The organism is Reichenbachiella sp. (assembly GCF_033344935.1).
Taxonomy (GTDB): Bacteria; Bacteroidota; Bacteroidia; order Cytophagales; family Cyclobacteriaceae; genus Reichenbachiella.
Genome location: NZ_JAWPMM010000001.1, coordinates 4,247,599 through 4,264,152 on the forward strand (window position 1 = coordinate 4,247,599; position 16,554 = coordinate 4,264,152).

At 39.3% G+C, this 16,554-nt stretch carries 14 protein-coding genes; 7 read left to right on the forward strand and 7 right to left on the reverse strand.

Annotation, left to right across the window (positions count from 1 at the left end; genetic code table 11):
- The first annotated feature begins 11 nt into the window (after window positions 1–11).
- Window positions 12–1,517 (forward strand): HAMP domain-containing sensor histidine kinase, encoded by a 1,506-nt coding sequence (locus R8N23_RS18315; protein WP_318173053.1) that lies wholly within the window; start codon window positions 12–14, stop codon window positions 1,515–1,517.
- Between the two features lie 108 nt (window positions 1,518–1,625).
- A complete protein-coding gene (locus tag R8N23_RS18320; RefSeq protein ID WP_318173054.1) occupies window positions 1,626–2,558 on the forward strand; it encodes an ABC transporter ATP-binding protein in 933 nt (310 codons plus the stop codon).
- Here the strand turns inward: R8N23_RS18320 and R8N23_RS18325 are convergent, their stop codons facing one another.
- Window positions 2,559–5,780, reverse strand: a complete 3,222-nt coding sequence (locus tag R8N23_RS18325) for a caspase family protein (RefSeq protein WP_318173055.1) — start codon at window positions 5,778–5,780, stop codon at window positions 2,559–2,561.
- A 212-nt stretch (window positions 5,781–5,992) separates the two neighbouring features.
- Between R8N23_RS18325 and R8N23_RS18330 the strand changes: the two genes are divergently transcribed.
- A complete protein-coding gene (locus R8N23_RS18330; protein ID WP_318173056.1) occupies window positions 5,993–6,730 on the forward strand; it encodes a LytR/AlgR family response regulator transcription factor in 738 nt (245 codons plus the stop codon).
- A gap of 73 nt (window positions 6,731–6,803) precedes the next feature.
- Here the strand turns inward: R8N23_RS18330 and R8N23_RS18335 are convergent, their stop codons facing one another.
- Complete coding sequence (locus R8N23_RS18335) at window positions 6,804–7,418, reverse strand: DUF2306 domain-containing protein (RefSeq protein WP_318173057.1); 615 nt, start codon at window positions 7,416–7,418, stop codon at window positions 6,804–6,806.
- 365 nt (window positions 7,419–7,783) lie between these two features.
- Here R8N23_RS18335 and R8N23_RS18340 point away from each other — a divergent pair, with 365 nt between their 5' ends.
- The 4 genes from R8N23_RS18340 to R8N23_RS18355 all read left to right on the forward strand — a co-directional run bounded on the left by R8N23_RS18340 (window position 7,784) and on the right by R8N23_RS18355 (window position 12,684).
- Entirely contained in the window at window positions 7,784–8,905 is a 1,122-nt protein-coding gene (locus R8N23_RS18340; protein ID WP_318173058.1) for a hypothetical protein, read from the forward strand.
- Window positions 8,906–9,041: 136 nt separating this feature from the next.
- On the forward strand, window positions 9,042–10,274 hold the full coding sequence (spt, locus tag R8N23_RS18345) for a serine palmitoyltransferase (protein ID WP_318173059.1): 1,233 nt from the start codon (window positions 9,042–9,044) through the stop codon (window positions 10,272–10,274).
- Window positions 10,275–10,347: 73 nt separating this feature from the next.
- Window positions 10,348–11,346: an NAD(P)-dependent oxidoreductase gene (locus tag R8N23_RS18350; protein ID WP_318173060.1), complete on the forward strand. Its 999-nt coding sequence runs from the start codon at window positions 10,348–10,350 to the stop codon at window positions 11,344–11,346.
- An 18-nt stretch (window positions 11,347–11,364) separates the two neighbouring features.
- Entirely contained in the window at window positions 11,365–12,684 is a 1,320-nt protein-coding gene (locus R8N23_RS18355) for an inositol-3-phosphate synthase (RefSeq protein WP_318173061.1), read from the forward strand.
- A gap of 59 nt (window positions 12,685–12,743) precedes the next feature.
- Here R8N23_RS18355 and R8N23_RS18360 read toward each other — a convergent pair whose 3' ends face one another.
- The 5 genes from R8N23_RS18360 to R8N23_RS18380 are packed head-to-tail and all read right to left on the reverse strand — an operon-like array spanning window position 12,744 to window position 16,512.
- Window positions 12,744–13,766, reverse strand: a complete 1,023-nt coding sequence (locus R8N23_RS18360; protein ID WP_318173062.1) for a potassium channel family protein — start codon at window positions 13,764–13,766, stop codon at window positions 12,744–12,746.
- Window positions 13,767–13,771: 5 nt separating this feature from the next.
- The gene (locus R8N23_RS18365; RefSeq protein ID WP_318173063.1) at window positions 13,772–14,485 is read right to left on the reverse strand and encodes a DUF6048 family protein; all 714 of its coding nucleotides are present in this window, start codon (window positions 14,483–14,485) and stop codon (window positions 13,772–13,774) included.
- Window positions 14,460–14,918: a DUF6452 family protein gene (locus R8N23_RS18370; protein ID WP_318173064.1), complete on the reverse strand. Its 459-nt coding sequence runs from the start codon at window positions 14,916–14,918 to the stop codon at window positions 14,460–14,462. The genes R8N23_RS18365 and R8N23_RS18370 overlap by 26 nt, the downstream gene beginning before the upstream one ends.
- A gap of 21 nt (window positions 14,919–14,939) precedes the next feature.
- A complete protein-coding gene (locus R8N23_RS18375) occupies window positions 14,940–15,746 on the reverse strand; it encodes a hypothetical protein (protein WP_318173065.1) in 807 nt (268 codons plus the stop codon).
- Window positions 15,739–16,512, reverse strand: coding sequence for a UDP-2,3-diacylglucosamine diphosphatase (locus R8N23_RS18380; protein WP_318173066.1), 774 nt, complete (start codon window positions 16,510–16,512; stop codon window positions 15,739–15,741). Before R8N23_RS18380 ends, R8N23_RS18375 begins: the two co-directional genes overlap by 8 nt.
- Window positions 16,513–16,554: the final 42 nt, after the last annotated feature.

Here is a 16,554-nt window from a genome sequence, read left to right on the forward strand (position 1 = left end):
TTGATTGACAAGTGAGAAAAACATTAGCTAAGCATATATCAGGAGCTAGTCTATTTCTTATCGTTTTGTTAATTGCCATCGGTATATTCAGCATGATGCGGATATACAATAGCCACAACTCCATTGATGAAGTGGCGCGGATAGATGTACCTCTCATCGAGGCTATGACCAACATCGAAACTCATCAGCTAGAACAATCCATCAATTTTGAACGTGCCGTTCGCTTCGCAGAAGAAATCGGTAAATACGAAAACGCTCAGGAAAATTTTAACAGAGCCGACAGCATATTTAGATATCTGGCAGTGTTGGTTGATGAGGAGCTGAAAGAAGCTGAGGAACAAGTGAAAGTAGGTATAGCGGAAGCCATATCTGACAATCAGCGTATCATTATGAAGGATCTCCTCAATTCACTTAAGCGCATGGAAAAAGAACATTTGAGCTATGAAAGAGATGCCTTGGCAGTTATTGAACTGTTCAAAGCCGGCAATGTGGCTGAAGCCATAGATCGGGTAGCTGATGTAGAAGCCGAGGAAGAAAAGTTTAACAAGCAGGTAGCCGTGATCCTATTGCAGATTGAGGGTTATACCGCGACAGTGGTAAATGGTATTGAATCGGATGAAAGGAATACACTTAGACTCATTGTGCTTTTCACCTGTTTTTTCGTCATGATCGCCATTATTATTTCTTTCATTTCCAGTAATAAAACCACCATTCCAATTGATCAGCTCACTGAGGGAGTGAAGCGCTTAGGAAAAGGAGAAACGTCAGTTCAAGTAGCTGCCCCACCAACCGGACTTACCGCCGAGTTGACCACAACATTTAATGAAATGGTAGTCAAACTACACGATGCACAAGAAGAAATAGAACGACACATTCATTTTTCTTATAGCACCGCCCATGACCTAAAAGCTCCAATTATCAACCTAATAGGGCTGCTCGAACGGCTGGATAAATCCGCAGATGATCATGACAAAATACTTGAGCACGCACAGACTTCTGCCAAACAAATTCAGACTGTAGTCAACGCACTTAACGAGGTGCATAAGCTGAGGGAAAATCTAGACTCTAAGTCTGAACTGCTAAACTTTGAAGACATTTTATCCGAAGTTGAAAAAAGTATTTCGGTTCAATTGGAGACTTCTAAAGTAATAGTAACCAGGTGGTTTGCGAAGTGTCCCACCGTCAGGTATCCAGCAAGCCAATTGAAAAGCATCTTCTTGAATTTGATCACCAATGCTATAAAATACAGCAGCCCCAACCGACTCTTAGAAATCGAAATTGAATCCTACAAAGACAATGATCATATCGTATTAGAAGTACGAGACAATGGTATGGGGTTCGATTCTAACGTAAGTGGGACTGAGATATTGGAGCCATTCAAACAACTAGACACCTCCAAAGAAGGAAGTGGTTTAGGCCTTTATCTAATCAAAACCATCATAGACCATCATCATGGTCATATAGAAGTAAAAAGCAAACCCGAAAAAGGCACGATTTTTACGATTTATCTAAACTAAACTCACCTTTTCTGTCTGATTGAGAAAATCACGGTCATTTCCTCATTTTCTAGCTGGCATGTCATGTATTTATATTCTTTTTGCGATTCATAAAACTCTATCACATCTGTGATCAAGCTTAATCAAGTTTACAAATCCTACGATAATCAAGTCGATGCACTTACCAATATTTCTACAATAATAGAAACTGGGAAGGTTACCTATATACTAGGAGAAAGCGGATCTGGAAAAAGCACCCTACTTAAAATTATAGCAGGATTAGAAGATTTAGATAGTGGGCAAATTTTAGTTGATGAGGAAGAAATCACAGGTCCTTCGCAAAATTTGGTGCCGGGCTACGATCATTTGGCTTACGTTCCCCAAGACTTCAAACTTCAACAGTTTTGGACGGTTAGAGATAACATAGGCAAAAAAATATCACACTACCCGGCGGAAGAAAAAGAAGCACGCATTGAAGAATTATTAGAAGTATGTAAGCTTGAATCTTACGCTGATCGATTTCCAAGAGAGCTCTCAGGAGGACAACAACAGCGCATAGCAATGGCTGCAGCAGTAGCCGACGAACCAGAAATAGTGCTGCTCGACGAACCTTTCAGCAATTTGGATTTGCCGATGAAAACTGAGGTAAGAAAAGAAATCATTGATATGCTTCGCAAGTTGGACATTACTGTCCTATTAGTGAGCCATGACCCTGCCGAAGCGCTGGCTGTAGCAGATCACATTATCATACTTAATCAAGGCAATATAGAACAGGTAGGACATCCCGTAGAAGTCTATCAAAATCCAAAGTCACAATACGCCGCCAAATTTTTGGGGCCTATTAATGAAATACAAATCGGAAAGAGTAAACAGTTAGTCAGGCCCGAATCCATAATTATTCACTCAGAGGGTGAATATTCTGCTCTGGTTCAGGACTGTATTTTTATGGGTATGCACTATCATGTTTATCTGGTCATTGACCAACATACATCACCAATTCTCAGCTACTTTAATGAACCCCTTAAGTCAGATACAATAATTAAATATGATATCCTCAACTAATTACTCGATCACCACAGGAAAATCCTGACCTCTGGAATAGGTCACTGGATATTGAGGTTTGCCTTTATATTGTGTAGAGTACTCTGGAACTTGCGAGTCTATATAGGCTTTGAGTTCATAAATGGTGACTTTCCCATCCTTGGGTGCACCATCGGCTTTACCACTTAAGGCCTCTAGCAGTACATAGGTAAAAAGTCCGTGCCCTAGCTCAGCAAACTCTGTAGCAAACTGTTCGCTACCTGATGCAGCCAATACATGCACGCCAGAACTACGTGACAACTGTGCCATCGCTTTTTCTTCACTGGCACCACGAACAGCTAGCAACTCCGTAGACCCACCAGACTGACAAGCATCCAAAACAACGAGCTGCTTTAGGGCGCTGATATTGGCAAACTTCTGCTGTAATGTAGCCGCATTCACAGCCTCATTAGTCAACAAATCAAAGTCGTACAATCTGATATTTTCTGTAGGAATAAAATAGAAATTGCCTTCGACCATACTGCCGTGTCCAGCATAATAGAAAAAGAAAACATCCTGAGGTCTTGCATTGACCGCTATCTCATCCAGCATAGCAAGCATGTTCGCTTTGGTTGCTTCTTCATTGAATAGCGAGTACACTTGAGTTTTATTGAACAGCTTCTTGCCCTTCGTTTTCACTAGTTTCAAAAAGGCCTCAGCATCCTCCAAAGCATAATTCAAATCTAATTGTGGGTTCTTGTATTTGTTGATGCCAATGGCCATCACATGACAGGTAATGTCTTCATGAATGCCATCCGCATAAATTTCGCGCTGCGTCAATTCCGATTCAATTCGCTCATCGCTAAAGGCCGAAATTGCAATGATGTTTTTTCCAGGTACCAACTGAACAGGATAATGATGAAAAACGGACTTCCCAGGCTTCGGCTTCACCCTCGCCATTCGATCATGACCAGGCAATCGTTTTCCATTGTGCAGAAGTTTTACTTCATCCATCCCTCCTCCTTCATCGGTGATTTTGACCATCACATCAATTTCATTTTTTGTTAAATGTTCACCCGAACTAGGAGAAATGATTTCAACCGTCGGAGGTGGGGAATTCTTAAGTTTAGATTTAATGTTGATCTTTTCATTAAGCAACCCTCCTGCCTTTAAAGACTCACCAAGGATACCCGGTTGATAAAAATCTTCGAAGAATTGATCTAACGAGTAACTTTTCAATCCACGCACAAAAAAGATATTTTCTTTGGCCTTTTCCGTGGCATCAAAATATCCATTTCGATTGGTAACTAACCAATCACCATTGTTCAACAGAATATGTGAAATCATTTCCTCCCCAGTTTTAACGTCCCAGATTCTAGTGGTACCATCCAAACTATGAGTGATTAAATGCTTATTCGCATGAATAAAATATACTGAAGTAATGGCGTCAGTATGTCCCTGAAATGTTCGAACCATTTCACCGGTCTTCACATCCCAAAGTCTGGCGATACGATCAGAGCCAGCGGTTATGATTTGCTGACCATTTTCATGAAATGCAACGGAAAAAATTTGTCCCTCATGACCTACAAACTTTTGTATACTAAGTCCAGAGGCGATATCCCAAAGTTTGGCTTTACCGTCCCAGCTGGTGGTGAGCATCTGACTGTTTTTAACCTGAATGTCAGATACTATCTCTGTATGGCCAATAAAGGTCCTGGCCGGCTCGCCACTGTCTATCTCGATCAGCCTTAATTCTTTCCCTAAACTGCCAACGGCCAGGTAAAGATCGTTGAGGGCAAATGACAAGGCATACGGGGAGTTTTGCTCCATTCGATAGGTCTGAATTTCATCACCAGAGGCTATATCCCAAAGTCGGGCCGTGCCATCCCAACTTCCACTTACCAAATATTTTCCATTCTGGCTCAAAGCCAATTCGAAAATCAACTCACGATGTCCTTTAAAAGTTCTTACCAATTGGCCAGTAGCTACTTCCCACATTTTGATTGTTTTATCTCCACTTCCTGTGAATAGATATTCACCATCCTGAGAAAACTCAAAGCATATCACTCCATTTTCATGTCCATCAAAAGAGCGAACCACCCTGCCCTTACTCAAATCCCAGAGCTGCGCGGATTTACCAACCGCTTTCACTACAAATTGTTCATCTGGTGAAACTCTTATTCCTTCTTTGAAATTGACATATCTGCTGATATTGTATTGCCAATAAGACTCAGGGTCCAATCCCAATCCATTATCCGCCGCGTCATTTAGAAAACCTTTCAACTGCTTCACAAGCTTCCCACTTTGTACATTCCAAATTCTTGTCACCCGATCATTAGTGGCAGCTGCGATATATCTACCATCCGGACTTAGTGTTGCCGAATTGATCTCTGTGCTATCAACAAGAATCTTTCTAATCAATTGGCCAGAGGTGTTCCAAAGCTTCAAAGTATCTTCATCCGACACGAATACCGTACTACCTTTCATTCCGACAGCATTATATTCCTCGCCGTCTCCGCTAAATTCCTTAATGATTTTGCCTGACTTCCAATCCCACCATGTAACGGGGCCACGTCGGCTCGCTGATAAAAGCTTGGAGCCTTTTTCATCCAATTGGATAAAACTTGGACACCCCCCACATGAGCTCGGACTGATATTTCTTAAAGTGTCCTGAGGAATGCCTGAATCCAGATTGTAGATAATAATTTTTCCATCGTCATTTCCGGTGATGAGTTTTTTATCATCTTTTGAGAATAACACCTGCACTCCTACGCCGATACCAGTGGCAGGATTACCCTTATACTCTCCTAGTTTTTCGCCAGTACTTACACGCCAAACGTAAGCCAATCGATCCCAACCTCCGGAAGCCAATTGACTGCCGTCGGAATTAAAGTTCAAAGACGAAACACGCCTGTCATGTCCTTCTATTTTTTGTTTGATTTTGCCTGTAGCTACCTCCCAAATGATGATGCTATTGTCGGAAGAGCCACTCGCCAACCACCGGCCACTTGGATCGAATGCCACAATATTAACCGGATTGATATGACCCAAAAACGTTCTAATTTCTCGACCAGTAGAAACCTCCCATAGTTTGATGCTATTGTCTCGACTACCAGTGGCAATGAACTTGCCATCAGGACTGTAAACTACCGTGCGGACCGCTGCTCGATGCCCTCGTTGGATCACCGTCTCGAGCGGGTATTCCTGAGCAAAGCCAGAGTTAACAGAAACAAGAAAAGCTAAAACGATAAGAAAATTTTTCAAGGAAACTTTTGTTAAGGTCAAAATTGCATGCGAAGGAATTCGCAATTGATAATAGTTTAAAATTGGTCAAAATTAGTTCTATCCCATTAGAAATTGGCTAAATGCAAATTGAAATAGACAAAAAAAGCGATAAATTAAAAAGTCATTTTTTTTCGAGCTCACTCATCGAAAAATTTGTCTAAAAAAAAATCTAATTTGTATTTTGCGGCGAAATGAGTGAAGAGAAGAAGTATAAAGCAATATATATCGATGACGATAAAATATTGCTTACTGTGATGACGGCCTATGCACAGCACACCAAGTATGTAGACCTGATAGGATGTTACCTGAATCCAATAGAAGGTATACAGGCCATTGATGAGCTAAAACCAGAAATTCTATTTTTGGATGTGCAGATGAAGGAAGCGGATGCTTTTGCTACCATAGCAGCCTTAGAGCACAATCCTATTATTATTATTGTATCCTCACATTGGGAATCCGAGGGTGACTTAATCGCTGCTGGTGCTTCTTGTTTTCTATCCAAACCGCTGAAGGGACCTGACCAAATAGATGCTGCAGTGGAAAAAGCACTCGCTTTTAATGCCTCAAACAATAGAAGTACAAAAAAGACTATAAAACTGGATTCTAATCAAGAGGTGCTGCCAGAGCTTTACAGAGAAAAAGCAACGGAAGAGCATTTTGAACAAACAGAATCATGGGCAGACTTTATTGTAAAGTTCGATAATAAGTTCCCTAGCTTTTTCGAAAACCTTAAGGGGGATTTCGATAATCTGACCCCTACTCAACTTCGTATCTGTGCCTATGCCAAAATTGGCATCAAGCTAAAGAATATGTCGATCAACATGGATCAATCTTTAGAGGCTGTTGAATCAAACATTGCCGACATCAAAATAAAACTACATATCGAACCTGAAGACGACCTCAGAGATTTTTTAAGTATTTATAACTAAAAAAAAGACCCGGCGTCTCCGGGTCTTTTTAGTCTACTTGAAACGGTTGGAAGAACAAATCCTATGTATTAATCTATGACTTATTTACCGAACTACGAATAAAAAACATCTCAGCCACAGCCAAATTTGGCACCCAACACAACCAAGAAACTAATAAATAGGCAGAAATAAATTCCATCCCTCCAAAAGCCTGCAAACCAGGTAGCCATAACCTCAAAGTAACTGCAGCCCAGCAAAGCGCATAGCTTCGAATCATCCAGTTTTGATGCGCACTCACCTGACCTTGCTTGATGGTCAAAAAAGCCATTACGGTAGTGCCCAACCATAAAACGGCCATAGTCCCGAACCCAAAACCAGCAATAATTCCTCCTGTTGCGAAAAATGATAAATAAAGACCTGCTGATCCACTGAGTAAAACAGAGAAAACATAGATTTTACCCAAAGTCCTATGAAGGTTAATATTTTTCGCTCTCAGTTTTTTACTGAATTGGGTCCATCCTGTAAGCATACTAATGGCTCCCATACTGATGTGCTGATAGAAAAGCCAGTTCCAAACTGAACTATTCAATAACTCATCGGTTTTTCCTCCTAAAAAGCCCTGACTCATATCCACCAATCCATACAACACAGGATAAACACCTATGAGCACGGAAAAAACACCAAATATTACCCAACCAATTTTCTTCATTTTAGTTTTATGTTTTTTTGAACTGAGGTTACGTTGTATATGATATCAGTACACTAGAAAATTTATTTATAAAAAAATGCAAAAAAAATCGTACGGTGCTTGGGTGACCTATCACTTTTGCTTGTCGTAATATAAATGTAGGTGGCTGTTATTGAATCTACTCTCTTAATATTTCAATTAAAAATAAAAAGAGTACAATTAAACCAACAGAAGCTTAAAAATATTGCTCTCTTTAGAAGTAAGTATTTTATGCTTTTCGCCTCCAAAATCGGCTACAATATTTGAAATTAAATATGAATACATAGCCAATAAATATATCTTTGCGCATTATTTTTTAATGGTGTGCAGCAACCATAATTGATTGAATGATCGAAGTAATACAAGTTCAGGAAAAAAAGGATCTTAAAAAGTTTATTGATTTCCCGCATGAGCTATATGCTCATGACGGAAACTACGTGCCTGAACTTTACCTTGCTCAAAAAGATCTGCTGGACAAAAAAAATCATCCTTTCTTCCAACATTCAGAGGCTGATTTTTTCTTAGCCTACAAAGACAATACCATTGTCGGACGTATCGCAGCCATAAAAAACAATAATTACCTAGAATTCACCGGCGATCAGTCGGGCAAATTTGGATTTTTCGATACCATCGAAGATTACGAGGTAGCTGAGGCACTATTGAATAAGGTGGCGGCCTGGCAAAAAGAAAGAGGCCTCTCAAAACTATCTGGTCCCGAAAACTATTCTACCAACGAAACTTGCGGCACACTGATTGAAGGGTTTGACACACCTCCTACAGTGATGATGCCATACAACAAGCCTTACTACAAAGAATTTCTAGAAAGGTATGGGTTTGAAAAGGACATGGATTTGTTGTCCTACAAGATTAAAACTGAAGATGTTCCAGACAAGTTAATACGCATGTCTGACAAAATTTTAGAACGTCTGAATAGTAAAGGAATCACTATTAGAAAGATCAATCTCAAAAAGTTTACTGAAGAGATAGATAAGATTATAGAAATATACAATTCGGCCTGGGAGAAAAACTGGGGATTTGTACCCATGACAGATGCGGAATTTAAGCATGCCGCCAAAGACATGAAACAAATCGTAGATCCGGATTTTGTATTGATTGCAGAACATGAAGGAAAACCAATTGGTTTTACCTTGAGTATTCCAGATATGAATATTCCACTTAAGAAATTAAAAAGAGGGAGATTGCTTCCTTTCGGGATATTCAAATTGCTTTATCATAAAAAAAATATTGATAGAGTACGTATTGTAACCTTAGGATTAGTCGAAGGTTATAGAAAGATGGGGATAGATGCCTACTTCTATATGAAGGCATTCGAAGAAGCCAAGAAAAAAGGAATGTCTTTTGGAGAGGCTTCATGGATATTAGAAAATAATGACATGATGAACAAAGCCATTGAAAATATTAATGGTAAAGTTTATAAAAAGCACAGATTGTTTAAAAAAGCAATCTGACGAAATAAAAAAGGGACTAATTGAATTCTAAAGAATATAAATTGGTAATTTGCTAGTTTGAGGAATATTATTCCTCAAACATCAGCTAAAGGGACGGTATAAAGCACCAAAGTATTCTTTACAAAACCGATAATTGATGAGTATTTTACAACAACGTTTGGCGAGGTACACAGTAGCTAAAGATGCGAGAGACGCAGGCTTATATCCTTATTTCAGGGAAATAGGCTCAAATCAGGACACGGAAGTCATTATCAATGGCAAAAGGGTTATGATGTTTGGCTCGAACAGCTATCTGGGACTTACCAATCACCCAAAGGTGAAAGAGGCTGCCAAACTAGCCGTAGACAAATATGGTACTGGATGTGCTGGATCAAGATTCCTTAATGGAACTTTAGATCTTCATGTACAACTCGAGAACAATTTGGCAGAATACTTCAAAAAGGATGCTGCGCTAGTTTTCAGTACTGGTTTTCAATCAAATCTTGGAACCATTTCTTGCCTAACCGGGCGAAATGATTATATTCTGATCGATGAACTAGACCATGCTTCTATCATTGACGGTACAAGACTCTCCTTTTCTAAAGTGCTTAAATTCAAGCACAATGACATGGAGTCTTTGGAGAAGCAATTAAGCAGGCTGCCAGATGACGCCGTCAAAATGATTGTGGTTGATGGTATATTCAGTATGGAAGGTGACATTGTAAAATTACCCCAGATTGTTGAGCTGTCTAAAAAATATGGAGGGACTATCATTGTTGATGATGCGCACTCTGTCGGTGTAATCGGAAAGCAAGGTTCCGGAACTGCTTCGCATTTCGGATTGGAAAATGAAGTTGACTTCATTGTTGGTACTTTCAGTAAGTCACTTGCCTCTTTGGGAGGATTTGTTGCAGCTGACCACACGTCGATAGACTATATGAAGCATCATGCAAGAGCGTTGATGTTTAGCGCAAGTATTCCTCCGGCATCTGCAGCAAGTGCATTAGCAGCACTTGAAATCATCAAAGACGAACCAGAAAGAATTGAAAAACTTTGGGACAACACCAACTACACCATCAAATGTTTGAAAGAAAACGAATTTGACATAGGTGATGCAGAATCTCCAATAGTCCCTATATACGTAAGGGACAATACAAAGACTTTCCAGGTTACGCAAATGCTTTTCAACGAAGGTGTTTTTGTTAATCCAGTAATCTCTCCTGCAGTGCCTAGTAATTCATCGTTGTTAAGATTTTCGCTAATGGCAACACATTCTCACGAGCAGATTGATGTGGCTATAGATAAGTTTATTAAAGCAAGAAAGATGATAGGTTTTGGTGAGCCGGAAGAAATGCTGGCAGAGCCATCGTTAATCTCCAAAGAAGCCTAAAATATAAAAGCCTGAGAATTCAGGCTTTATTTTTACCTCAAACTGTACGCTAGACTCCCCCACTTTTCTCCAAATGAATATACTAATCACAGGCGCGACTGGATTTATTGGTAAGTTCCTGGTAGACTATGCCCTAGCGGAAAATTTGAATGTCTTTGCGGCTGTAAGAAAATCAAGTAACCGCTCCAGTTTGGCCAACAAAAAAGTAGGCTTTATTGAACTCGACTTAACCTCTGAAGAAAACTTACTATCATCGCTAAATAAATTTATAGAGTCCCATGGCTCTATAGACTATGTGATTCACAATGCAGGGATTACAAAGACAACAGATAATTCAGAATACGAATTAGTCAACTATACTTATACCATCAACTTAATCAAGGCACTAGAAGGTACAGGGCAGTCAATTAAGAAATTTACACTAATTAGCAGCTTGGCAGCCTCCTCTCCAGGAATGGATGATCAAATGATTAGAATTGATCAAGAAGGTGATCCTGTTTCTGCGTATGGATGGAGCAAGAAAAAAGCAGAAGAGTATATAGAGCAGAATTGTTCTTTACCTTATGTAATTTTGCGCCCACCTCCAGTATTCGGGCCTGGGGATAAAGATATGTTTCCGGTATTCGATTTGGTGAATAAAAATTTGGAATTATATGTGGGGGGAAAACTACAATTGTTGTCCTTTATATATGTGAAGGATTTGGCACGAGGAATAATAGTTGCAACTACTTCGGATATAAAAAACAAGAAGTATTTTCTGTCCGATAATGGGGAATATGACAATGAAAAGTTCAATTTGCTGATCAAAAAATATTTAGCAAAAAAGACTTTAAAAATAAAACTACCACTTGCTGTGGTATACGTCGTGGCCTTTTTCTCTGAGATCTATACTCGGATCACAGGAAATTTGTCACAATTGAATATTGAAAAAATAAAGGAACTCAAATGTTCGAACTGGATGTGCGATTCCAGGGATTTCTATAAGGATTTGGCCATAGAGCCAAAGTATACTTTGTATGAGGGAATCCAGGAAACTATCGACTGGTACAGAAGCGAGCATTGGTTAAAATAGCGTTAAAATAGAATATAGATGTCAGACAAAATTACAATTCAGGAGCCTAAAGGAAAGCTAGGCATTCTAACTCCAGGTATGGGTGCAGTATCTACTACATTCATGGCTGGTGTATTGAGTATCAGAAAAGGATTATCTGACCCAATCGGTTCATTGACTCAGATGGGGACGATCAGATTGGGTAAAAGAACAGAGAATAGAAATCCTTTAATCAAAGATTTCATTCCGTTGGCTCCATTAGAAAATGTAGTATTAGGCGGATGGGATGTTTTTGAAGACAATGCATACGAAGCAGCCATGCACGCTAAGGTGCTGGACAAAGACTTGCTCAATGAGTTGAAAGACGAGCTGGAGCAAATCAAGCCAATGAAAGCTGTGTTTGACAAGAACTACGTTAAGCGACTTGAAGGTACCTATATCAAAACCGGATATGCCAACAAAATGGAATTGGCTGAAGCTTTGATGGACGACATGAAGAAGTTCAAAGAAGAAAACGGCTGTGATAGATTGGTAATGGTATGGTGTGGTTCTACTGAAATTTACATCGAAGAGGGCGAAGTTCACTCTACTATTGAGAAGTTGGAAGAAGGGATGAGAAACAACCACCCGGACATTGCACCAAGTATGATCTATGCTTATGCTGCAGCAAAAATGGGCGTGCCTTACGCAAACGGTGCTCCGAACCTTTCTTGCGACGTGGATGCTATCGTTGAATTGGCTAAGCAAACTGGCGCTCCTATCGCTGGTAAAGATTTCAAAACTGGCCAGACTTTGATGAAAACCATCTTAGCGCCAGGTTTGAAGGCAAGATCTTTGGGTATCGATGGCTGGTTCTCTACCAACATCTTAGGAAACAGAGATGGAGAAGTACTAGACGACCCGGACAACTTCAAAACTAAAGAGGTTTCTAAACTAGGTGTATTAGAGCAAGTATTAGAGCCAGAATTACACCCAAAACTTTATGGTAATCTTTACCACAAAGTAAGAATCAACTACTACCCTCCAAGAGGTGATGACAAAGAAGGATGGGACAACATCGACATCAAAGGATGGTTGGGTTACAAAATGCAGATCAAAGTGGATTTCTTATGTAAAGATTCGATCTTGGCTGCACCATTAGTACTTGACTTGGCCTTGTTCCTTGACCTAGCGTCTAGAGCAGGCATGAAAGGCGGTATCCAGGAGTGGTTGTCATTCTACTTGAAGTCACCACAAGCGGCTAAAGGTTTGAAGCCTCAGCATGACATCTTTGTACAGTTGATGAAGTTGAAAAACACTTTGAGATACTTGGCAGGTGAGGATTTGATTACTAACCTAGGATTAGATTATTACGATTGATAAAGCATCAATCTTAAGTATAGATACAATCCCTACTGTAAAAATATAGTAGGGATTTTTTATTTCAAGTACTCCGACTTGAAGTCCTTAACTTTTGGGTATGTACCCACAATTACCAATACAACATCTGGCTCCATCAGCACTTTAGATGAGGGGTTGAATACAAACTTCCCATACTTGTCGTTGAGACCTACAACAGTCACATCCGTTCTATTTCTAATATCCATCGCTTCGATGGTCTGACCCTGAAAACCTGATTTCAAATCTTCATATCGAATTTCTTCTAGTGTCAATCCATCTTCTTGATGTCCGGATAATTGATCCAAATATTCTATAACAAATGGTTTGGTGATGTGCTGTGCCATATGCAGACCACCGATAGCATCCGGCATGATTACATGTTGGGCACCAGCTTGCTTTAATTTCTTAATTGAATTTTCTTCAGAAGCACGTGAAATGATTTTCACTTCAGGGTTCAAATCCTTCACTGTCAATGTTAAAAACACATTTTCTGCATCGCTAGGCAGAGTTGTAATCAATGCTTTTGCTTTTTTAATACCAGCTTCTTCCAACACTTCTTCGTGCGTGGGGTCACCCAGAATAAATTTATACTTCTTCTGATTTTGGATTAAATCAATTAGCTGCTCATCTCGGTCTACTACTACAAAATCTACCTTCTGACTTCTTAGTTCTTCGCAGGCTCGGTTGCCATTCCTGCCAAATCCGCAAACAATGATATGATCCTTCATTTTTTTAACTTCTTTTCCAAAAACATACTTTCTGTACAGTCTATTTAATTCCCCTTCAAAAAGGTAAGTAGAAAAAACTGACACTACATAGGCAAAAATCATCAAGTTGAAAATGATGTAAATGCTCGTAAACAATCTCCCTTTCTCAGAAAGCGGATAAACTTCATTGAAGCCAACTGTAGAAAAGGTAATAACAGCCATATAAAAGGACTCAACCCAACTAAACCCTTCAATCAGGACAAAACCAAACATACCTGTGCACAGCGAGCCTATTAACAGAAATGCACTAATAATTAGTTTTTTGAAATCCCTATAGCGATCGAAAAGTTCCATTTTTATTAACGCCCAGGTTTTGGCTCTTCTACTTTTTTCTCGGGAATCTTAATAGGCCGTTTTGGTATCGGCTTATCCCTAAATCTCAGCTTATAGATTACATAATAATTGAAACCGAATTGTCCCCCTTTATCCGCCTTACCATAGCCAGGTATTTCGAAAGGAAAAAGTTCTTCGTTTCCAGAAAGAGATTTTGAAAACTTAAACCTCAAGGTATATCCCAAGTAAATTGGACCAGCGATTTTGACATTAATACCCAGATTGGCCTCAAACCAGCGAGCAGTTAGATTATCATTAGCATAATTCAAGGTACTTGCTCCCCATCCCTGATCCACCTGATCGTAACTTATCTTATCTTTAAAATTACTTCTAGCATACATCAGCCCGAAGAAAATACTACTTCTGTGCTTATTGTAAGGCATCATATTGATGTGAGGACCCACCCGAAAAAAAGTGCCTTCTGAGCTATAATCGAATCCTTCTCCCGTTGGATTGATTTTGTCAACTCCAAATTCACCTGCTAGATAATATTGACCGAAATCCACTTTCGAATGAAACTCAAGTTTTATCTCGTCTGTAAAAAGAGTTTTACCCAATCCAACCACATCAGTGGCAAAAATTACTTCAGAAGGAACAAAGTCCTTTTTGGCCTCCTGAGCTATTAAATATTCACCGCTAAGTAGAATGATAAGGCTAGTTATATATTTTAATATTTTCATCTATAGCATTATCAATAAAAGTTGAAACCAAATCGTAAGTATATGATGAACCAACCACATCCAATTGATCATAAAAAAATGATGGCCCACATTCCTCGGATAGCCACTCCAGCTCAGTCGTATAACTCAAACTCAAGGTATCAACAGAAGTACTAGATACAAATACATAAGTAAGACGATCAGCTGTAGGATCAAGATTCAGTCTAAAACTTGACAATGAATCTGAGGAATTATAAAACACACTATCCGAATTTCTTTCAGTAACTCTTACAAACTTCTTAAAAAGCGCTGTAGAGTCTTCACTATTATAAAAATTCACTGTAATACTACTTTGAGGTGTGCCTAAATCACAATCTGGCTCCTTACCACAAGCCCATAACATCAAAATTACCAGACTAAGAATAACAATCTCTCGCATATATATTACTCGCAACTGAATTAAATTATTGCTGAATTACTGGCCGCTAAGATACTTATATATATTGAATCCTTTTGAAGTAATAGCTACCAAACGATCATTTCCATAGGCCAATCTGGTAAAGTCCAATTCTTGAATACTTAGCTTAAGATCTTCACCTTCATAGAGATGAATAAGATTCAAATATCCATCTTTCCGATAGTATAAATAGTCTTTATTGAAGCCTGTACTTGATGGTGCATTCTCCATCAATTTGAACATATAATTGCCAATATTATCAAATACATGGATGCCGGAAGATTTATCAATAACATACATCCTGTTTTGATGCGAATGAAAGGATACAATATCCGCAAGATTTCGGTCAAGCACTTGAGCCAATGACTTTTGTTCTAGCAATCGGTTCTCTCGAAAATCCACCAATTTCAATGCAAAATCAGAAATATCTAAGGCCCAAAGGGCTTGTTGAAAGTTTGGCGCTACCTCTTCTACATACCCCAATCTAAAGTCAGGTAACCGATATCTTATGGGGCTGGATAAATATCTATTGAGAACCACAATCTCCTGCAAGTCCTTATAAAATAGTGACACTTTGAATTGAGTCGATGCCGTGATCTCGTGGATACCAGCAACCTGAGTTGGTGCGTATTCGACCATAAGCTTTCCCTCTGAAGAATATTTAGCCACCTCGCCTTGTAAATTGGTAACATAAATATTTCCTACCTGATCTAAGGCGAACTTATCCACCTCACCAGACTCTACTTGCTTGACCAACTGCCAATGCTGACCAAAGGAGTTGTATGGCAAAAGGATCAATAACCATATGGTTAACCTTCTAGTCATTCATGAATGTCTTTAATAGGAATTCGCTTCCATCATAAACGCCATAAGTGCTTCCTGTTACCCATTCTCCCAAATTGACATAAACCGCATGACCTTCCATATCATGAACACCGGCTATATGTCTATGACCATATACATAGTAATCGTGGTGAGAGGATGATTCGACTTGTTTACTATGAACCACTAACCATTCGCTTTCTCCATGAAAGGTTAATGGTTCATCTAGTTGAGCCAAGCGACTGCCATTTGACCAGCGCTTAGCCATAGCCACGCCGATATCCGGGTGCAGCCATCGAAACAACCATTGGCATACTGGGTTCTTGAAAATTTTCTTGAAAAACTTGAACTTTCTGTCGCCTGGGCCTAGGCCATCACCATGTGCGATGTAGAAGGAATGTGAACCAATTTGATAGGATTGAGATTCATGATAGATCTGGACACCAATTTCATCAACAAGGTAATTTTTCAACCATAAATCATGATTACCTGAAAAAACTATTATTTCTATACCCTGATCTGCGATTTCGGCAAGCTTACCCAGAAGTCTTACAAATCCCTTTGGAATGACTTGTTTATATTCAAACCAAAAGTCAAAGACATCTCCTACGAGAAAGATGGCTTGAGCATCTTTGGAGATTTCATCCAACCATCGCACAATTAGTTTTTCTCTTTTCAGAGACTCCCGATGATTGGGAATACCAAGATGAAAGTCACTAGCAAAATAGACCTTCTTGTTTTTTCCTAATTCAGATAGAGATATGTTCATCTGAAAAAAAATTGGGGCTATGAATCATAGCCCCAATTTATT